At 71.1% G+C, this 17,712-nt stretch carries 20 protein-coding genes, 4 tRNA genes and 1 pseudogene; 20 read left to right on the top strand and 5 right to left on the bottom strand.

The genetic code is table 11. The features are described from left to right. Positions 1-166 precede the first annotated feature (166 nt). A tRNA-Tyr gene (locus KBY32_RS10125) sits at positions 167-248 on the top strand. 161 nt (positions 249-409) lie between these two features. Next, positions 410-622 (top strand): hypothetical protein, encoded by a 213-nt coding sequence (locus KBY32_RS35260; protein ID WP_079033677.1) that lies wholly within the window; start codon positions 410-412, stop codon positions 620-622. A 63-nt stretch (positions 623-685) separates the two neighbouring features. Here the strand turns inward: KBY32_RS35260 and KBY32_RS10120 are convergent, their stop codons facing one another. After that, complete coding sequence (locus KBY32_RS10120) at positions 686-1,342, bottom strand: SDR family oxidoreductase (protein WP_210979655.1); 657 nt, start codon at positions 1,340-1,342, stop codon at positions 686-688. Between the two features lie 89 nt (positions 1,343-1,431). Then, a complete protein-coding gene (locus KBY32_RS10115; RefSeq protein ID WP_210979654.1) occupies positions 1,432-2,688 on the bottom strand; it encodes an amidohydrolase family protein in 1,257 nt (418 codons plus the stop codon). A gap of 283 nt (positions 2,689-2,971) precedes the next feature. Here KBY32_RS10115 and KBY32_RS10110 point away from each other — a divergent pair. The 9 genes from KBY32_RS10110 to KBY32_RS10070 all read left to right on the top strand — a co-directional run bounded on the left by KBY32_RS10110 (position 2,972) and on the right by KBY32_RS10070 (position 8,293). Then, a tRNA-Thr gene (locus tag KBY32_RS10110) sits at positions 2,972-3,044 on the top strand. 48 nt (positions 3,045-3,092) lie between these two features. Next, positions 3,093-3,165: transfer RNA gene (locus KBY32_RS10105), tRNA-Met, on the top strand. Between the two features lie 90 nt (positions 3,166-3,255). Next, the gene (gene rpmG / locus KBY32_RS10100; RefSeq protein WP_003948671.1) at positions 3,256-3,420 is read left to right on the top strand and encodes a 50S ribosomal protein L33; all 165 of its coding nucleotides are present in this window, start codon (positions 3,256-3,258) and stop codon (positions 3,418-3,420) included. Between the two features lie 166 nt (positions 3,421-3,586). After that, positions 3,587-4,051, top strand: coding sequence for a MaoC family dehydratase N-terminal domain-containing protein (locus KBY32_RS10095; protein WP_055622563.1), 465 nt, complete (start codon positions 3,587-3,589; stop codon positions 4,049-4,051). Between the two features lie 5 nt (positions 4,052-4,056). Next, the gene (locus KBY32_RS10090; protein WP_055622562.1) at positions 4,057-4,485 is read left to right on the top strand and encodes a MaoC family dehydratase; all 429 of its coding nucleotides are present in this window, start codon (positions 4,057-4,059) and stop codon (positions 4,483-4,485) included. 106 nt (positions 4,486-4,591) lie between these two features. Continuing rightward, positions 4,592-5,167, top strand: a complete 576-nt coding sequence (locus KBY32_RS10085) for a TetR/AcrR family transcriptional regulator (RefSeq protein ID WP_181890415.1) — start codon at positions 4,592-4,594, stop codon at positions 5,165-5,167. A 91-nt stretch (positions 5,168-5,258) separates the two neighbouring features. Next, positions 5,259-6,722: an MFS transporter gene (locus KBY32_RS10080; RefSeq protein ID WP_210979653.1), complete on the top strand. Its 1,464-nt coding sequence runs from the start codon at positions 5,259-5,261 to the stop codon at positions 6,720-6,722. 49 nt (positions 6,723-6,771) lie between these two features. Beyond that, positions 6,772-7,152 carry a DUF3291 domain-containing protein gene (locus tag KBY32_RS10075; protein WP_115507728.1) on the top strand — a complete coding sequence of 127 codons (381 nt, stop codon included), beginning with the start codon at positions 6,772-6,774 and terminating at the stop codon, positions 7,150-7,152. Positions 7,153-7,237: 85 nt separating this feature from the next. Then, positions 7,238-8,293, top strand: coding sequence for a UDP-N-acetylmuramate dehydrogenase (locus KBY32_RS10070; RefSeq protein ID WP_210979652.1), 1,056 nt, complete (start codon positions 7,238-7,240; stop codon positions 8,291-8,293). 96 nt (positions 8,294-8,389) lie between these two features. Here the strand turns inward: KBY32_RS10070 and KBY32_RS10065 are convergent, their stop codons facing one another. Beyond that, positions 8,390-9,022, bottom strand: coding sequence for an NAD(P)-dependent oxidoreductase (locus KBY32_RS10065; protein ID WP_108708247.1), 633 nt, complete (start codon positions 9,020-9,022; stop codon positions 8,390-8,392). 110 nt (positions 9,023-9,132) lie between these two features. On the opposite strand from KBY32_RS10065, the gene KBY32_RS10060 reads away from it, so the two are divergent. Both KBY32_RS10060 and KBY32_RS10055 read left to right on the top strand, forming a co-directional pair. Continuing rightward, positions 9,133-9,762, top strand: coding sequence for a TetR/AcrR family transcriptional regulator (locus KBY32_RS10060; protein ID WP_210979651.1), 630 nt, complete (start codon positions 9,133-9,135; stop codon positions 9,760-9,762). Positions 9,763-9,780: 18 nt separating this feature from the next. Beyond that, positions 9,781-10,431 (top strand): annotated as a pseudogene (locus tag KBY32_RS10055) (hypothetical protein); the annotation flags it as partial. Here the strand turns inward: KBY32_RS10055 and KBY32_RS10050 are convergent. Further along, positions 10,418-11,458 (bottom strand): adenosine deaminase, encoded by a 1,041-nt coding sequence (locus tag KBY32_RS10050; protein WP_055622555.1) that lies wholly within the window; start codon positions 11,456-11,458, stop codon positions 10,418-10,420. The pseudogene KBY32_RS10055 and the gene KBY32_RS10050 overlap by 14 nt on opposite strands. A 123-nt stretch (positions 11,459-11,581) precedes the next feature. Beyond that, positions 11,582-12,808, bottom strand: a complete 1,227-nt coding sequence (locus tag KBY32_RS10045) for a pyridoxal phosphate-dependent aminotransferase (protein ID WP_055622554.1) — start codon at positions 12,806-12,808, stop codon at positions 11,582-11,584. A gap of 282 nt (positions 12,809-13,090) precedes the next feature. Between KBY32_RS10045 and KBY32_RS10040 the strand changes: the two genes are divergently transcribed. The 7 genes from KBY32_RS10040 to rplJ all read left to right on the top strand — a co-directional run bounded on the left by KBY32_RS10040 (position 13,091) and on the right by rplJ (position 17,673). After that, a tRNA-Trp gene (locus tag KBY32_RS10040) sits at positions 13,091-13,163 on the top strand. A 108-nt stretch (positions 13,164-13,271) separates the two neighbouring features. Next, on the top strand, positions 13,272-13,553 hold the full coding sequence (gene secE, locus KBY32_RS10035; RefSeq protein WP_108708250.1) for a preprotein translocase subunit SecE: 282 nt from the start codon (positions 13,272-13,274) through the stop codon (positions 13,551-13,553). An 81-nt stretch (positions 13,554-13,634) separates the two neighbouring features. After that, positions 13,635-14,504 (top strand): transcription termination/antitermination protein NusG, encoded by an 870-nt coding sequence (nusG, locus tag KBY32_RS10030; RefSeq protein WP_055622552.1) that lies wholly within the window; start codon positions 13,635-13,637, stop codon positions 14,502-14,504. A gap of 170 nt (positions 14,505-14,674) precedes the next feature. Continuing rightward, complete coding sequence (rplK, locus tag KBY32_RS10025) at positions 14,675-15,109, top strand: 50S ribosomal protein L11 (protein WP_055622551.1); 435 nt, start codon at positions 14,675-14,677, stop codon at positions 15,107-15,109. Between the two features lie 83 nt (positions 15,110-15,192). Further along, complete coding sequence (gene rplA, locus KBY32_RS10020; RefSeq protein ID WP_019329683.1) at positions 15,193-15,918, top strand: 50S ribosomal protein L1; 726 nt, start codon at positions 15,193-15,195, stop codon at positions 15,916-15,918. 130 nt (positions 15,919-16,048) lie between these two features. Then, entirely contained in the window at positions 16,049-16,855 is an 807-nt protein-coding gene (locus KBY32_RS10015) for a hypothetical protein (protein WP_210979650.1), read from the top strand. A 287-nt stretch (positions 16,856-17,142) separates the two neighbouring features. Next, positions 17,143-17,673, top strand: a complete 531-nt coding sequence (gene rplJ / locus KBY32_RS10010; protein ID WP_055622549.1) for a 50S ribosomal protein L10 — start codon at positions 17,143-17,145, stop codon at positions 17,671-17,673. Positions 17,674-17,712 lie beyond the last annotated feature (39 nt).

Here is a 17,712-nt window from a genome sequence, read left to right as displayed (position 1 = left end):
GCCGCCGAGCCCGGGGCGGACCTCGGGCCGCATCCCGACAAGCCTAGCCACCCCGGGTCCCCCGGGTGGCGATCAATCGGGTGGCGAAGCACCCCTCGGCATCGGGTATTGTTTACGTCGTTGCCAGGGAGCACCGCCGCAGAGCGGTTCGAACGGCAGCGACCCCGGCGGTGTGCCCGAGCGGCCAAAGGGAGCAGACTGTAAATCTGCCGGCTCAGCCTTCCCAGGTTCGAATCCTGGCGCCGCCACGCTGAGGAAAACCCCTCCGTACTACGGAAACGTAGCGCGGAGGGGTTTTCGCGTTCCCCGGGGCCTGTCCGGTTCCCGAGGGCCATCGCGTTCGCGGGGACCGGCCAGGCATCGGGGGCACCGTCGCGTTCCCGGGGCCCCGGCGGGGCACACTGGCCCCATGGCCACGCCTCGCAGACGCTGTCCCGAATGCCGTCGAGAGATCGCCGTCGTCGGCGGGCGGTTCGCCCGGCACGATCCGCCCGGCGCGCGGCAGAGCGGCGAGCTCGTGTCGTGCCCGGGGTCCCGGAGGCAGACACAACTCGGTGCCGCTCAGCCCGCCTTGGACGGGTACGTCGTGCCCGACTTCCCCGGGCAGCTGCCGTTGTTCTGAGCGGCACCGCTGGACGTGTCTCAGTTGCCAGCCACGGACCTGACGGCCACCGCTGGACGTGTCTCAGTTGCCCGCCACGGACCTGACGGCCACCGGCACGGGAGTGGAGCCGCTGATCAGTTCGAGTGTCAGGCCCGCCGTCGCCGGGGTGTCGAGCAACTCCGCGAGGACGGCGGCCACATCGTCCCGGGGGATCGAGCCGCGCCCGGTGCGGGCCTCCAGGCGGACCAGGCCGGTCCCGGGGTCGTCCGTCAGCGTGCCGGGCCGCAGGATCGTCCAGTCCAGGGCCTTCTGGGAGCGGACGTACTCGTCGGCCGCGCCCTTCGCGCGCAGATAGACGTCGAAGATCTCGTCACCCTCGTGCGCCGGGTCGGCACCCATCGAGGAGACGATCAGGAAGCGGCGTGCACCCGCCCGGACCGCCGCGTCCGCGAAGAGGACCGCCGCGCCCTTGTCGACCGTGTCCTTGCGTTCGGGCCCGCTGCCCGGGCCCGCGCCGGCCGCGAACACCGCCGCGTCGGCGCCCTCGAGATGCTTCGCGACCTCCTCGACCGACGCCGACTCCAGGTCCAGCACCACGGGTTCGGCACCGGCCGCCCGCAGATCGTCGCTCTGTTCGGGCTTGCGGATGATCCCCGCTACCTCGTCACCGCGCGCGGAGAGCAACCGCTCCAGCCGCAGCGCGATCTGACCATGACCACCAGCGATGACAATGCGCATGCCTTCGACCGTACGCCCGGACGACCCGGTCCGCCGCACGACGCCGGCCGGTCACCCACACAGGGGAGCCGCACCCCCGGCCCACGCCCTCACGACGGCTCCCCGCGGCCCTGCCGCGGCAGGCCCAGTTCCGCCGTCGCGGCCGAGTTGCAGTACTCGCGGACCGCGCTCGTCCGGGCCACCACCCGGCCGCGGTGCACCACGATCCGGCTGTAGGCCAGGGACAGCGCCGCCGCGAGGCGTTCGCCGCGCACCGCGAGGAGTTCGGCCGGGAAGCCCGCCTCCACGCGGACCTCCGGCAGACCCAGCACCGCGCGCGCCGACGCGCTCACACAGCCGTACGCGTCCTCGGGGCGCAGTCCATGACGGGAGGCCAGCAGATAGGCGGCCTCGAACGGGTCGCCGCGGCCCACCGGGTTGGAGACGTCCTGCAGCGCGCCGCTGCCGGCGGCGACCCGGACCCCGGCGGCGCGCAGCAGCCGTACGGGCGCCGTGCCGCGGCGTTCCACGCCCCCGCAGCCGCCCTGGGGCAGGCACACCACGGTGACCCCGGCCGCGGCGAGCTGGTCGGCGGCGCGGGAGGCCGTCTCCGCGGGCAGGCGCCCCAGTCCGCCGCACGGGCTCAGCGTTACGCCGGGGCGCAGTCCGCCCGCCATCGCGGCGTAACGGGACAGTCTGGCCGGGTCGGTGGCGTCGGTGTGCAGGTCGACGGGGCAGCCGTGCTCGGAGGCGACCTCCAGGACGGCCTCGACGTAACCGGTCGGATCGGGGTCCAGGTCGGGGCAGCCGCCGACCACCGAGGCGCCCATCTTCAGCGCGTCCCGCAGTATGGCCAGCCCGTCCGCGCCCGCCACCCCGGTCAGCAGCCGGGGCATCGCGACGGTCGTCAACTCCGTGAGCCCGCGCAGCGCACGCCGTGCCTGCAGGACGGCGGCGAGCGCGTTCAGCTCCTGGACGTCGCCCACCCGCACATGGGCCCGCAGCGCGGTCGCGCCGTGGCCGAGCTGGAGCAGGGCGGCCTCGGTGGCCCGGCGCTGGACGTCCTCGGCCTCGTAGGAGGCGGGCCCGTCCTGGTCGGCGGAGAGGGCGGTGTCGCCGTGGGCGTGCGGTTCGGCGGGGGCCGGCAGCAGCAGGTAGCCGCTCAGGTCCACCCGGGACCCGGACGCGCGTGTGCCGTCCCCGGTCAGGCTCCCCGCCGTGCCCACCGCCTCGATACGCCCGCCGCTCAGCCGTACGTCGACGGTCCGGCCGTCGGTGAGACGCGCCCCGCACAGCAGGAGGGAGCCGGGGTCGGCCGGGTCCGACGACGAGGACGAGGGGGGTGGCTGGGGGTGGCTGTCGGGCATCGCGCTCCAGGGGCTCGGGCTGCGCATCGGCGCTGCGGACCCCGCAGGGGCACTGCGCCGGGCATGCAAGATCACGCAGAGTGAGTCGAGCCTAGGGTGGCGACCCGGTCCTGGCGCGCAGGAGCGCAATAGTCGTACCGGCGTGGTCCCTCGCGGTGGGGCCGTCGGCGCGGTGGCGGTGGGGGCCGGGAGGCGGGTGTTCGGCCCGGTGTTCGGGTGAGGACGGCGGCCGGGAAACGGATTTGGGCGAACGGCGGCAGACCGTGTAATGTCTTCATCGCTCGCCCCAATAGCTCAGTCGGCAGAGCGTCTCCATGGTAAGGAGAAGGTCAACGGTTCGATTCCGTTTTGGGGCTCTGGTGTGTGAAAGGTTCCCGTCGCAAGGCGGGGCCTGATCGCATCACAGCGGTGTAGCTCAGTCGGTAGAGCAAGCGGCTCATAATCGCTGTGTCACCGGTTCAAGTCCGGTCACCGCTACTGACAGTAGCCGATTGCGGGGTCGGTCCTTCGATCGGCTACTCTTTCTTGCGTTGAATCAGTCCATCCGTTCGTCTTAGGAGCACTCACGTGGCTGCCACCGACGTCCGCCCGAAGATCACGCTGGCCTGCGTGGAGTGCAAGGAGCGGAACTACATCACCAAGAAGAACCGGCGTAACAACCCGGATCGTCTTGAGATGAAGAAGCACTGCCCGCGTTGCAATGCGCACACCGCGCACCGCGAAACGCGATAAATCAGGCTCGTACGCGAGGCCGTCCCCGATCGTGGGGGCGGCCTCGCGTCGTTTCCACCGCGGTTACCGCTCGGTTCCGGTCGACCGGGCGCAGCATGCCCGGTTCCGGCCGACCGGGCGCAGCATCAGGACCATCGCAGCAGACGACACCAGGAGGTGCCGGGCCATGGCGCTCGACCAGTCCTTCGTGGGGCGGAGCTACCCGCCCACCGAGCCCTACGAGGTGGGGCGCGAGAAGATCCGCGAGTTCGCGGTGGCGGTGGGTGACGCCAACCCGGTCTACACGGACCCGGAGGCCGCCAAGGCGCTCGGTCACCCCGATGTGATCGCCCCGCCGACCTTCGTCTTCGCCATCACCTTCGCGGCCGCCGGGCAGGTCGTCGCCGACCCGCAGCTGGGCCTGGACTACAGCCGGGTGGTGCACGGCGACCAGAAGTTCGCCTACACCCGCCCGGTGCGCGCCGGTGACCGGCTGTCCGTGACCTCGACCATCGAGGCCGTGAAGACCATGGCGGGCAACGACATCCTGGATGTCCGCGGCGAGGTCCACGACGAGGCCGGCGAGCACGTGGTGACCGCTTGGACGAAGCTCGTGGCACGCGGGGCGGACGCCGAGGAAGGGCAGGGCTGAGACCGATGACGGCGAAGATCGCGTACGACGATGTCGAGGTCGGCACCGAGCTGCCCGCCCAGAGTTTCCCCGTGACCCGCGCCACGCTGGTGCGGTACGCGGGCGCCTCGGGCGACTTCAACCCGATCCACTGGAACGAGAAGTTCGCCAAGGAGGTCGGGCTGCCGGACGTCATCGCGCACGGCATGTTCACCATGGCCGAGGCGATCCGGGTGGTCACCGACTGGACCGGCGACCCGGCGGCGGTCGTCGAGTACGGCGTCCGCTTCACCAAGCCCGTCGTCGTCCCGAACGACGACAAGGGCGCCACGATCGAGGTCAGCGGCAAGGTCGCGGCCAAGCTCGACGACAACAAGGTCCGCGTGGACCTGACCGTGACGAGCGCCGGGCTGAAGGTGCTCGGCATGTCGCGAGCGGTCGTGCGGCTGGCGTGACGCACGCGCGCGTGTGAGGGGCGCCTCCTGGTAGGGGGCGCCCCCTTTTTTTCGGGCGTCCGGCCCACCCTTGACTTAGTTAGTGATTAAGTACTAACTTCGAAGTATGGCAAGGATGAGTGCGGAGGAGAGGCGCGAGAGCGTCGTGCGGGCGGCCATGGCCGAGTTCGCGCGGGGCGGCTACCACGGCACGTCCACCGAGTCGATCGCCAAGCGGGTCGGTGTCTCGCAGCCGTATCTCTTCCGGCTCTTCCCGGGCAAGCGGGCGATCTTCCTGGCCGCCGCCGAGCAGTGCGTGGAGGACATCCACCGGGTGTTCGCCGAGGCCGCCGAAGGGGTGGAGGGCGAGGAGGCCCTGCATGCCATGGGTGAGGCGTATCACCGGATGGTCTCCGAGCATCCCGAGCGGCTGATGATGCAGATGCAGATGTTCCTCGCCGTGGCCGCCGCCGAGCAGGAGGGCGACCACGAGTTCGGCGAGGCCGTACGGGCCGGCTGGATGCGTCTGTGGGACACCGTGCATCTGCCGCTGGGGGCGGATGTCGGCGAGACGACGACCTTCATGGCGTACGGGATGCTCATCAACTGCCTGGTGGCCATGGGCTTCCCGCCCGAGCACCGGGTCTGGGCGGGCATGGATTCCGCCGAAGGGGACGAGGGCGGGAGCGGGAGCGGATCGTAGGGAGGGCGGCGGGGTTCGCCGCGCTCTTTTATGGCCGCAAAAGTTAGTGATCAATAACTATCAAGCGGAATCGCACACTCCTGGGGGAGCGATGTCACACCGGACCGCTCACAAGGCGGGGGAGACGAACCCGCGCGGGGCCGTGTGGGCCCTGATCATCACCGGCGTCGCCGGATTCATGGCCGCACTCGACAACCTCGTCGTCACCACCGCGCTGCCGTCCATCCGCGAGGACCTGGGCGGCGGGCTGCACGACCTGGAATGGACGGTCAGCGCCTACACGCTCACCTTCGCCGTCCTGCTGATGTTCGGCGCGGCGCTCGGCGACCGCTTCGGCCGCCGCCGGCTCTTCCTCGTCGGCATCACGATCTTCACCGCCGCCTCCGCGGCCGCCGCCCTGGCGCCCGGCATCGACTCCCTGATCGCCGCCCGCGCGGTGCAGGGCGTCGGCGCCGCGATCATGATGCCGCTGACGCTGACCCTGCTGACGGCAGCGGTGCCCGAGGCCCGGCGCGGGATGGCGTTCGGCATCTGGGGCGCGGTCAACGGGCTCGCGGTCGCGTCCGGGCCGCTCATCGGCGGCAGCCTCACCGAGCACATCTCCTGGCAGTGGATCTTCTGGCTGAACGTCCCGCTGGGCGTCGCCCTGCTGCCGCTCGCCCGGCTGCGTCTCGCCGAGTCGCACGGCACCGGCGCCCCGCTCGACATCCTCGGCACCCTGCTGGCCAGCGGCGGACTCTTCGGCATCGTGTACGGGCTGGTGCGCGGCCCCTCCGACGGCTGGACCGGGCGTCTGGTCCTGACAGGCCTGTTCGCGGGCGGGGCGCTGCTCGTCGGGTTCGTCCTCTACAGCGCCCGGGCCCGCAACACCATGCTGCCCATGCGGCTGTTCCGCTCCCGCGCCTTCGCCGGGATCAACGCGGCGAGCCTGCTGATGTTCCTCGGGATGTTCGGGTCGATCTTCCTGCTCAGCCAGTACATGCAGGGCGTCCTCGGCTACTCGCCGACCGAGGCGGGGCTGCGGATGCTCCCGTGGACCGGTATGCCGATGCTGGTCGCGCCGATCGCCGGCATCCTCGCCGACCGGATAGGCGGCCGGCCCGTGGTCGCCACGGGGCTGTTCCTGCAGGCCGCCGGACTCGGCTACATGGCGTACGTGGTCACCGTCGACGTCTCCTACGCCGCCCAGCTGCCCGGTCTGATCATCAGCGGCGTCGGCATGGCGCTGTTCTTCGCCCCGGCCTCCCACCTCGTCATGTCCAGCGTCCGCCGCGGCGAGCAGGGCATCGCGTCCGGCGCCAACAACGCCCTGCGCGAGGTCGGCGGCGCGCTCGGCATCGCCGTCATGGGCTCGATCTTCGCGGCCCAGGGCGGCTACGAGACCGGTCAGACGTTCGTCGACGGGCTGCGGCCCGCCCTGGTCACCGGTGCCGCCGTGGTGGCGCTCGCCGGAATCGCGGCCCTGTTCGTCCCGGGCCGGCGGCACGCCGTCGAGGCGGACGGGGACGCGGCCGAGAGCCTGCCGGAGCGCGAGCTCCAGCCGGCCGCCCGGTGACCCCCTCTTGAGACGCCCAGGACCTGCCCGAAGAGAAGGAGGAACCGCTGTGCCCACGCTTCCCTGGACCACGCCGAACCCCGTCCCGCCCGGCACCGACGTGCTCGTCTTCGCCTCCCGCTTCGAGACCCGCACCCTGTGGGGAGCGTTCCGTTTCCTCCTGCGTACGCCGGGCGTGTGGCGGCAGGTGAGCCGGGCGCCCGGGGCGTACGGGGCCACCCTGAAGGCCGAGGTGTTCAGGAGGACGTTCTGGACGCTGTCCGCCTGGGAGTCGCCGGCCGCGCTGAAGGAGTTCGCCCGCTCCGGCCCGCACGCCCCGAGCGCCGGTGGCCTGTCCGGGCAGATGCGGGACGCGAAGTACGCCCGCTGGGAGGTGCCGGGTGAGGCGCTCCCGCTGGACTGGGCGGAGGCGCGGCGCCGGCTCGGCTGACCGGCACGCGCGCGTGGAGGCCGACGTGGCCCCGGTATCCACAGGGGTGCCGGGGCTGTCGGTGCCGTCTCGTAGTCTTGGGCGCGTGCAGGTACTCCACGACGCCCCCCTCGCCCCCCTCACCACCTTCCGGCTGGGCGGCCCGGCCACCCGCCTGGTCACCGCCACCACCGACGCCGAGGTGATCGACGTCGTGCGCAAGGCGGACGCGGCGGGCACCCCGCTGCTGGTCATCGGCGGCGGGTCGAACCTGGTCATCGGCGACAAGGGCTTCGAGGGCACCGCACTCGTCGTCGCCACCAAGGGCGTCGAGCTGACCGGCGGCACCCTGGAGCTGGCCGCGGGCGAGGTGTGGACCGACGCCGTCGCCCGCACGGTCGAGGCCGGGCTCGCCGGCGTCGAGTGCCTCGCCGGCATCCCCGGCAGCGCCGGCGCCACCCCGATCCAGAACGTCGGGGCGTACGGCCAGGAGGTCTCCTCCACGATCACCGAGGTGATCGCCTACGACCGCCGCAGCGGCGAGACGGTCACGCTGACGAACGAGGAGTGCGCCTTCTCGTACCGGCACAGCCGCTTCAAGTCCGACCCCGAGCGCTATGTGGTGCTGCGCGTCCGGTTCGCGCTGGAGGACGCGGACGGGCTCTCCGCGCCGATCCGGTACGCCGAGACGGCCCGCGCCCTCGGTGTGGAGGTCGGCGACCGGGTGCCGCTGGCCGCCGCGCGCGAGACCGTGCTGAAGCTGCGCGCCGGGAAGGGCATGGTGCTCGACGCCGAGGACCACGACACCTGGTCCGCCGGATCGTTCTTCACCAACCCGATCCTGAGCGACGAGCAGTTCGCGGCGTTCCGCGCGCGCGTGGGCGAGCGTCTCGGCGACGGCGTGGAGCCGCCCGCGTACCCGGCGGGGCAGGGGCACACCAAGACCTCCGCGGCCTGGCTCATCGACAAGGCCGGCTTCACCAAGGGGTACGGCAGCGGCCCCGCCCGCATCTCCACCAAGCACACCCTCGCCCTCACGAACCGGGGCGCGGCGACCACCGAGGACCTGCTGGCGCTGGCCCGCGAGGTCGTCGCCGGGGTCCGTGAGGCGTTCGGGATCACGCTGGTCAACGAACCGGTGACGGTGGGCGTCAGCCTCTAGGACCGCGCCGGCCCGGAAGCTCGCCGGGCCGCCCGTCCGAACGCCTGCAGGACCGCCGGCCCGGGAAACCTGCGAGATCCACCGCCGGGCACGGCGTCAGTACGCCACCCCCACCCCCTGCTTCACCGTCGACGCGTCCTGGGTCATCGCCAGCATCGCGTGCGCCACGTCCGCGCGGCCGATGAAGCGGCCCCGGGCCGGGGTGCCGCCGACCACCGTGCGGTACGCGCCGGTGAGCGGCTTGTCCTGGAGCCGGGGCGGCCGGACCGACGTCCACTCCACCGTGCTGCACGCGAGCTCCGCCTCCATCTCCCGGAGGTCGTCGTACACGGGCTTGAGCACCGCGGAGACCACCGCGTGCATCGTGCGGTCCAGCGGGCCGTCCTGCGGCGCGGCCGGTCCGAGCGGTGCCGCGCTCACCACCAGCAGCCGGCGTGTGCCCTCGGCCTCCATGGCCCGCAGCACCGTACGGGTGAGCCGGGCGGTGATCCCGGCGTCCTTGCGGCTGCGGGCGCCGAGACCGGAGAGGACGGCGTCCCGGCCGGACACCGCGGGGCGCACGGCCTCCGGGTCGGTCAGGTCCGAGCGGAACACCTCCAGGCCGGCGCCCGTCACCGGCAGCCGCGCCGGGTCCCGGACGACCGCCGTCACCTCGTGCCCGGCGGCGAGCGCCTGGCGGACGATCTCCTGACCGATGCCTCCGGTGGCACCGAACACCGTGAGTTTCATGGCTCTCCCCGATCCGAAACTGTTGGTGGGTAAGTATTCACTCACCCCTGCTTGGTACCTAGAGTGGGTAAGCACTCACCCACCAGTCAACCCCCGGTAAGGTCCGTTGCGTGGAATCCGTGCAGAAGCCCGCCCGCGTCCGCATCCTCGACGCCGCCCATGACCTGCTGCTGACCGTCGGTCTCGCCCGGGCCACGACCAAGGAGATCGCCAAGGCCGCCGGATGCTCCGAGGCCGCGCTCTACAAGTACTTCGCGAGCAAGGAGGAGCTGTTCGTCCGGGTCCTCGGCGAGCGGCTGCCCCGGCTGGCACCCCTGCTCAGCACCCTCACGGCGGAGCCCGGCACGGGCACCCTGGAGGACAACCTCACCCGGATCGCCGAGCAGGCCGCCCTCTTCTACGAGCAGAGCTTCCCGATCGCCGCCTCCCTGTACGCCGAGCCCCAGCTCAAGCGGCGGCACGACGACGCGCTGCGGACCATGGGCGCCGGTCCGCACAAGCCCATCGAGGCCCTCGACGCCTATCTGCGCGCCGAGCAGACGGCGGGCCGGGTCCGCGCCGACGCCGACACCTTCGCGGCCGCCTCCCTGCTCCTCGGCGCCTGCGCCCAGCGCGCCTTCGCCTACGACGCGGGCCCGGAGGGCGGACGCCCGCCGGCGGACGCCTTCGCCGCCCGGCTCGCCCGGACCCTCCTTGCCGGAATCTCCGTTGCGCCAGAGGCCGCCCGCCCGCGACCCTGACGCCATGAGGCAGCGCGCATGCGGGTGAGGCTGACGGAGTTCCAGCCCCGGACGGGACCGCACACCCACCGGGTGGTCCGGCCGAGGACAACGCTGCGCCACACCTCCCTGACCGCGCCCGACCCCATCGGTCTGCTGCTCGGCGACCACGACGGCCTCAACACGCTGGCCGCCCTGTTCTCCTTCGCGTCCCGCTCCCCGCACACGCTCGTCCATGTGCCCCTGCGCGACGGCGTCCCGCCCGACGAGGGCTGGGGCGAGCGGGTCGACCTCGTCCTCGCCCACCACACCCTCGGCCTGCGCCCCAGCCAGTGGCCCGGACTGCGCCGCGGCCTGCGCCAGGGCACCCCGCTGACCGCCCGCACCGACGAGGCCCGCACCGAGCGGGACGCCCAGGCCTGGCAGGACCGGCGGGACCGGGACGACCTACGGCACACCACCCACGCGCGCACGCTCTTCCTGTTCGGCGGCCGCGAGGTGTTCGCCGCGTCCGCCGCCGAATGCGCCTACGCGGCAGGGTTCGGACCGCGCCAGAAGCGGGTCGCCCAAGGGCACTCGGCGATGATGACGGGACTGCCGCTCGCCCAGCCGCCCGGCGGCGGGCACCCCTACGAGGTGCTGGTCTGCTGCAAGCCGTATCCGCCGTACGCGCAGTTCAGACGGCCGGGCGAACCAGCCAGTCGTCCACGTCCGCCAGCAGCCTCTTCTTCGTCTCCTCGGGCGCGGCCGAGGCGCGTACGGACTGGCGCGCCAGCTCCGCCAGCTCCTCGTCGCTGAACCCGTGGTACCGCCGCGCGATCTCGTACTGGGCGGCCAGCCGCGAGCCGAAGAGCAGCGGGTCGTCCGCGCCCAGGGCCATCGGCACCCCCGCCTCGAACAGCGTGCGCAGCGGGACGTCCTCCGGCTTGGCGTAGACACCGAGGGCGACGTTCGAGGCCGGGCAGACCTCGCAGGTCACCCCCCGGTCGGCGAGGCGCTTCAGCAGCCGGGGGTCCTCCGCCGCGCGCACCCCGTGCCCGATCCGGTGCGCGTCCAGGTCGTCCAGGCAGTCCCGGACCGAGGCCGGCCCGGTCAGCTCGCCACCGTGCGGAGCCGACAGCAGGCCGCCCTCGCGCGCGATGTGGAAGGCGCGGTCGAAGTCCCGGGCCATGCCGCGCCGCTCGTCGTTGGACAGACCGAAGCCGACGACGCCATGGTCGGCGTAGCGCACCGCGAGCCGGGCGAGGGTGCGGGCGTCCAGCGGGTGCTTCATACGGTTCGCGGCGACCAGGACGCGCATCCCGAGCCCCGTCTCCCGCGACGCCGTCTCGACCGCGTCCAGGATGATCTCCAGCGCCGGGATGAGCCCGCCCAGCCGGGGCGCGTACGACGTCGGGTCGACCTGGATCTCCAGCCAGCCGGAGCCGTCCCGGATGTCCTCCTCGGCGGCCTCCCTGACCAGGCGCTGGATGTCCTCCGGCTGCTGCAGGCACGAGCGGGCGGCGTCGTACAGGCGCTGGAAGCGGAACCAGCCCCGCTCGTCCGTCGCCCGCAGCTTGGGGGACTCGCCTCTGGTCAGCGCGTCGGTCAGCGCCTCGGGCAGACGTACCCCGTACTTGTCGGCCAGCTCCAGCAGGGTCGCCGGCCGCATCGAGCCGGTGAAGTGCAGGTGCAGATGGGCTTTCGGCAGCTCAGAGACATCACGTACACGCTCCATTCCCAGATCCTGCCGCACGCCCGAGGGGTCCCGGTAGCGGTTTCCCCTTTAGTGGTCTTGCTCGCACAAACAAATGAGGGCACCTCCGGGATCCGGAGGTGCCCTCACAGCGGAAGGGGAACGTCAGTCCCGGGCCTCCGCGAGCAGCTTCTGGATACGGCTCACGCCCTCGACGAGGTCCTCGTCGCCGAGCGCGTACGACAGCCGCAGATAGCCGGGCGTGCCGAACGCCTCACCGGGGACGACCGCGACCTCGGCCTCCTCCAGGATCAGCTCGGCCAGCTCGACGCTGGACTGCGGGCGCTTGCCGCGGATCTCCTTGCCCAGCAGGGCCTTCACCGACGGGTAGGCGTAGAAGGCGCCCTCGGGTTCCGGGCAGACCACGCCGTCGATCTCGTTGAGCATCCGCACGATCGTCTTGCGGCGGCGGTCGAACGCCTCGCGCATCTTCGACACGGCCTCCAGGTCGCCGGAGACGGCGGCGAGCGCGGCGGCCTGCGCCACATTGGAGACGTTGGACGTGGCATGCGACTGGAGGTTGGTCGCGGCCTTGACGACGTCCTTCGGGCCGATGACCCAGCCGACCCGCCAGCCGGTCATGGCGTACGTCTTGGCGACGCCGTTGACGACGACGCACTTGTCGCGCAGCTCGGGGAACAGACCCGGCAGGGAGACCGCGGCGGCCCCGCCGTACACGAGGTGCTCGTAGATCTCGTCGGTGAGGACCCACAGGCCGTTGTCGACGGCCCAGCGGCCGATCGCCTCGGTCTCGGCCTCGGTGTAGACGGCGCCGGTCGGGTTGGACGGCGACACGAAGAGGACGACCTTCGTCTTCTCCGTACGGGCGGCCTCCAGCTGCTCCACGGAGACGCGGTAGCCGGTCGTCTCGTCGGCGACGACCTCCACCGGGACGCCGCCCGCGAGCCGGATCGACTCCGGGTACGTCGTCCAGTACGGCGCCGGGACGATGACCTCGTCGCCCGGGTCGAGGATCGCGGCGAAGGCCTCGTAGATGGCCTGCTTGCCACCGTTGGTGACGAGGATCTGCGAGACGTCGGGCTCGTAGCCGGAGTCGCGCAGCGTCTTCGCGGCGATCGCGGCCTTCAGCTCGGGAAGACCGCCGGCCGGGGTGTAGCGGTGGTACTTCGGGTTCTTGCAGGCCTCGATGGCGGCCTCGACGATGTAGTCCGGGGTCGGGAAGTCGGGCTCACCGGCGCCGAAGCCGATCACCGGGCGCCCGGCGGCCTTGAGGGCCTTTGCCTTGGCGTCCACGGCGAGGGTGGCGGACTCGGAGATCGCGCCGATTCGGGCGGAGACCCGGCGCTCGGTCGGAGGGGTTGCAGCGCTCATGGCCCCATCGTTTCAGACAGGAAACGCGCCCGGCACACGGGTTTCACGGACTGAACATCGCCTGAACATCCGTCCGGATCCCGCCCGCGGCCAGCGCGATCTTGGGCGGGGGAAGGCCCGCCCGGCCGAAGGTCCTGCGCCGGCCGGGTCCCCATCGGCCACTTTCTGTTCGACGGGGCGCCCGCGACCACGTACACTCTCACCTCGTTGGCCTTCAGCAGCCGCCGCCGCACGGTGCACACCGAGCATCCGCGCGGATGCGGTACGTTGGGGGACACACAAAGGGTCGTAGCTCAATTGGTAGAGCACTGGTCTCCAAAACCAGCGGTTGGGGGTTCAAGTCCCTCCGGCCCTGCTACACACACCTTCGCCAGGATGTGTGCGCATGTACGTACAGCAATGCACCGCCGTGCGGCTCAAACCGGGCGCGGCACGGCCACGACCCGGAATCAGGTGAGGACGAGTGACGGACGCCGTGGGCTCCATCGACATGCCTGATGCCGAGGACGAGGCGCCGGAGAAGAAGACGCGCAAGGGCGGCAAGCGTGGCAAGAAGGGCCCGCTGAAGCGGCTCGCGCTGTTCTACCGCCAGATCGTCGCGGAACTCCGGAAGGTCGTCTGGCCGACGCGCAATCAGCTGACGACGTACACCACTGTGGTGATCATCTTCGTCGTCATCATGATCGGTCTCGTGACCGTGATTGACTATGGGCTCGACAACGCCGCCAAGTACGTCTTCGGCTGAGCAAAGAGCGAAGGGCGCCGCGGGTTACCGGCGCCCCTTTCGCATGTTCCACCCCTATGTATCCAGGAAGAAGCAGCCACCGTGTCTGACCAGAACCTGAACGACGCCGTCGAGCCGGACCAGTCCGTGGACGACGAGCTCGACATCGTCGAGGGCGCGGACGAGGACCTGGACGAGGTCGAGGCTGCCGACGCCGAGGCGGGCGAGCCCGCCGAGGAAGCCGCGGTGACCGTCGTGGACGCCGACGCCGTCGAGGACGCCGAGACCGAGGATGCCGAGACCGCCGAGAACGCGGACGAGGCCGCCGAGGAAGAGGCCGAGGAGACCGAGCCGGTCGACCCCGTCGCCGCCCTCCGCGAGGAGCTCCGCACCCTGCCCGGCGAGTGGTACGTGATCCACACCTACGCCGGCTACGAGAACCGCGTGAAGACCAACCTGGAGCAGCGCGCCGTCTCGCTGAACGTCGAGGACTACATCTTCCAGGCCGAGGTGCCGCAGGAAGAGGTCGTCCAGATCAAGAACGGCGACCGCAAGACGATCAAGCAGAACAAGCTCCCGGGCTACGTCCTGGTCCGTATGGACCTGACGAACGAGTCCTGGGGCGTCGTCCGCAACACCCCGGGTGTCACCGGCTTCGTGGGCAACGCCTACGACCCGTACCCGCTGACGCTGGACGAGATCGTCAAGATGCTCGCCCCGGAGGCCGAGGAGAAGGCCGCCCGCGAGGCCGCCGAGGCCGAGGGCAAGCCCGCGCCGCAGCGCAAGGTCGAGGTCCAGGTGCTGGACTTCGAGGTCGGCGACTCGGTCACCGTCACCGACGGCCCGTTCGCCACGCTGCAGGCCACGATCAACGAGATCAACGCCGACTCGAAGAAGGTCAAGGGTCTCGTCGAGATCTTCGGCCGTGAGACGCCGGTCGAGCTGAGCTTCGACCAGATCCAGAAGAACTAGTCGGCGTCTTCCCGATAACGTCCGAACAGGTCAGACCGGCTGTCCCACAGCCTGTCTGACCTGCTCGGTTTCAGGCCGCGCATCTATACCCGTTATCGTTGTGCGGTATGCCTGCGTCCGGGTGGTCCCCGGAGGCGGGCAGGACCCGAATCGAAAGGACCCGGAGAGCAATGCCTCCCAAGAAGAAGAAGGTCACGGGGCTCATCAAGCTCCAGATCCAGGCCGGTGCCGCGAACCCGGCCCCGCCGGTCGGCCCCGCGCTGGGTCAGCACGGCGTCAACATCATGGAGTTCTGCAAGGCCTACAACGCCGCGACCGAGTCGCAGCGTGGCTGGGTCATCCCGGTGGAGATCACGGTCTACGAGGACCGCTCCTTCACCTTCATCACCAAGACGCCGCCGGCCGCGAAGATGATCCTCAAGGCCGCTGGCATCGAGAAGGGCTCCGGCGAGCCGCACAAGACCAAGGTCGCCAAGATCACCGAGGCGCAGGTCCGCGAGATCGCCCAGACCAAGCTGCCCGACCTCAACGCCAACGACCTGGACGCCGCGTCGAAGATCATCGCCGGCACCGCGCGTTCCATGGGCGTCACGGTCGAGGGCTGACCTCCACCCCCCGTACGACAAGCAGAACGTGGGAGGGCCTGCTCGGCCCGGACCACGACTCCTAAGAACACACAGGAGCAGTAGTGAGCAAGCGCAGCAAGTCTCTCCGCGCTGCGGACGCCAAGATCGACCGGGACAAGCTCTACGCCCCGCTCGAGGCCGTCCGTCTCGCCAAGGAGACGTCCACGACCAAGTTCGACGGCACCGTCGAGGTCGCCTTCCGCCTGGGTGTCGACCCGCGCAAGGCCGACCAGATGGTCCGTGGCACCGTGAACCTTCCGCACGGCACCGGTAAGACCGCCCGGGTCCTGGTCTTCGCGACCGGTGACCGTGCCGAGGCCGCGCGTGCCGCGGGCGCCGACATCGTCGGCGCCGACGAGCTGATCGACGAGGTCTCGAAGGGCCGCCTGGACTTCGACGCCGTCGTCGCCACCCCGGACCTCATGGGCAAGGTCGGCCGCCTCGGCCGCGTCCTCGGCCCCCGTGGTCTGATGCCGAACCCGAAGACCGGCACCGTCACCCCCGATGTCGCCAAGGCTGTCAACGACATCAAGGGCGGCAAGATCGAGTTCCGCGTCGACAAGCACTCGAACCTGCACTTCATCATCGGCAAGACGTCGTTCGACGACACCAAGCTGGTGGAGAACTACGGCGCGGCCCTGGAGGAGATCCTCCGTCTGAAGCCGTCCGCCGCCAAGGGTCGCTACATCAAGAAGGCCGCCATCAGCACCACGATGGGCCCCGGCATTCCGGTCGACTCCAACCGCACCCGCAACCTCCTCGTCGAGGAGGACCCGGCCGCGGTCTGAGCCAACGGCTCACCAGGCTCGACGACGGGCCCCGCACCCTTTCCCGGGTGCGGGGCCCGTTCCTCGTCTCCGCCCGCCCTGTCGGTGCCCTGGGTTACCGTGCACGCAGGGGAACCGCACGGGGGGACGCATGAGAAGCACGAGGGCCCGCCGGCCGGCGCCGTGGACCGCCCTGCCGGTCACGCTGACCGCTCTGGCTGCCTGCACCGCCCCCGAGGGCTCCGCGGGCCCCGAGCGCACCGAGCCGGCCCCTGCCGTGGCCGCCGCCCTGCGCGAGGCCGAGCGATCCACGCACCGCGCCGCGTCGTCGTACGTGGAGTCCACGACGACCATGGGCTCCGCGCTCTCCATGACGGCCCGCGGCACCCTCGCCTGGCGCGGCCCCCTCACCGGCACCCTGCGCATCCGGTACACCGGCGGCAGCACGGCCGAGACGATGCGCCGGCTGGGCAGCACCTCGATGGAGGCCCGCTACCTCCCGGACGCGTACTACGCCCGGATGGGCGAGGTGTTCGCCGGCAAGACCGACGGCCGGCACTGGATCAGATACGCCTACGACGACCTGGAGCGGGTCGCGGGCAGCTCCGGGGCCGACCTCGCCGACCGGATGCGCGACACCGCGCCGCATGCCTCGGTGAAGCGGCTCCTCGCGTCCTCGGACGTCCGCAAGGTCGGCGAGGAGACCGTCCGGGGCGCCCGGGCCACGCACTACTCGGGCACCGTGCCGGTGGAGGGCGCCGACGGGCAGACCGTCGACATCTGGGTCGACGACCGGGACCTGTTGGTCAAGAAGGTCGAGAAGGGCCGTACGGCCACGGGGGAGCTGACCCAGACCGCGTACTACCGCGACTACGGCGTCCGCGTCGAGGTCGAGAAACCGCCGGCCGGGGACACCGCCGACCTGCGGGAACTGCTGGAGGCGAAGCCCCGGAGCTGATCCGTAAGGGGCGATTTGCCTGACGGCGACACCGTCCCGTACTCTCCTACAGAAGCCAAAGACCGCTGGTCGTTGCCGTGCGCTCGAATGAGGGCGCGGTGGCCGAAGGATCCGCTGAATAGCGGACGACCCGCGCAGGTGTCAGTGGAAGAACTCCCGGAGGGCGCACAGCCTGTGCGCAGAGCCGGTCGAGTCCGCCCCGTGCGCCTGCGCCGGGGCGTTTCGTTTTCCCCAGTCCTCCTTCGGGTCCGCGCGGTCAGAATCACCCGGAAGGAGGCCGAGACTCTATGGCGAGGCCCGACAAGGCTGCCGCAGTGGCGGAGTTGACGGAGCAGTTCCGCAACTCCAGCGCTGCCGTGCTGACCGAGTACCGCGGTCTCACCGTGGCGCAGCTCAAGACGCTGCGTCGTTCGCTCGGTGAGAACGCCCAGTACGCCGTGGTGAAGAACACGCTGACCAAGATTGCGGCCAACGAGGCCGGGATCTCGACGCTGGACGACCTGTTCAACGGTCCGACGGCTGTCGCCTTCGTCACCGGTGACCCGGTGGAGTCGGCTAAGGGTCTGCGCGACTTCGCCAAGGACAACCCGAATCTCGTCATCAAGGGCGGTGTCCTTGACGGCAAGGCGCTGTCCGCCGACGAGATCAAGAAGCTTGCGGACCTCGAGTCCCGCGAGGTTCTGCTCGCCAAGCTGGCGGGCGCTCTGAAGGGCAAGCAGACGCAGGCTGCTCAGGTCTTCCAGGCGCTTCCGTCGAAGCTCGTCCGCACCGTGGACGCGCTTCGTGCCAAGCAGGACGAGCAGGGCGGTGCCGAGTAATTCGGCTCGCACGATGACCGCCGCCGCCTGAGGCGGAGG

Origin of the sequence: Streptomyces sp. RK62 (assembly GCF_018070255.1) — a bacterium.
Classification (GTDB): domain Bacteria; phylum Actinomycetota; class Actinomycetes; order Streptomycetales; family Streptomycetaceae; genus Streptomyces; species Streptomyces nigra.
This window is presented reverse-complemented; position numbering and strand designations above follow the sequence as displayed.

Coding starts and splice junctions, on each gene's coding strand:
- KBY32_RS35260 (WP_079033677.1), top strand. CDS start 410: ATGGCCACGCCTCGCAGACGCTGTCCCGAATGCCGTCGAGAGATCGCC.
- KBY32_RS10120 (WP_210979655.1), bottom strand. CDS start 1,342: ATGCGCATTGTCATCGCTGGTGGTCATGGTCAGATCGCGCTGCGGCTG.
- KBY32_RS10115 (WP_210979654.1), bottom strand. CDS start 2,688: ATGCCCGACAGCCACCCCCAGCCACCCCCCTCGTCCTCGTCGTCGGAC.
- KBY32_RS10095 (WP_055622563.1), top strand. CDS start 3,587: ATGGCGCTCGACCAGTCCTTCGTGGGGCGGAGCTACCCGCCCACCGAG.
- KBY32_RS10090 (WP_055622562.1), top strand. CDS start 4,057: ATGACGGCGAAGATCGCGTACGACGATGTCGAGGTCGGCACCGAGCTG.
- KBY32_RS10085 (WP_181890415.1), top strand. CDS start 4,592: ATGGCAAGGATGAGTGCGGAGGAGAGGCGCGAGAGCGTCGTGCGGGCG.
- KBY32_RS10080 (WP_210979653.1), top strand. CDS start 5,259: ATGTCACACCGGACCGCTCACAAGGCGGGGGAGACGAACCCGCGCGGG.
- KBY32_RS10065 (WP_108708247.1), bottom strand. CDS start 9,022: ATGAAACTCACGGTGTTCGGTGCCACCGGAGGCATCGGTCAGGAGATC.
- KBY32_RS10050 (WP_055622555.1), bottom strand. CDS start 11,458: ATGGAGCGTGTACGTGATGTCTCTGAGCTGCCGAAAGCCCATCTGCAC.
- KBY32_RS10045 (WP_055622554.1), bottom strand. CDS start 12,808: ATGAGCGCTGCAACCCCTCCGACCGAGCGCCGGGTCTCCGCCCGAATC.
- rplK (WP_055622551.1), top strand. CDS start 14,675: ATGCCTCCCAAGAAGAAGAAGGTCACGGGGCTCATCAAGCTCCAGATC.
- KBY32_RS10015 (WP_210979650.1), top strand. CDS start 16,049: ATGAGAAGCACGAGGGCCCGCCGGCCGGCGCCGTGGACCGCCCTGCCG.
- rplJ (WP_055622549.1), top strand. CDS start 17,143: ATGGCGAGGCCCGACAAGGCTGCCGCAGTGGCGGAGTTGACGGAGCAG.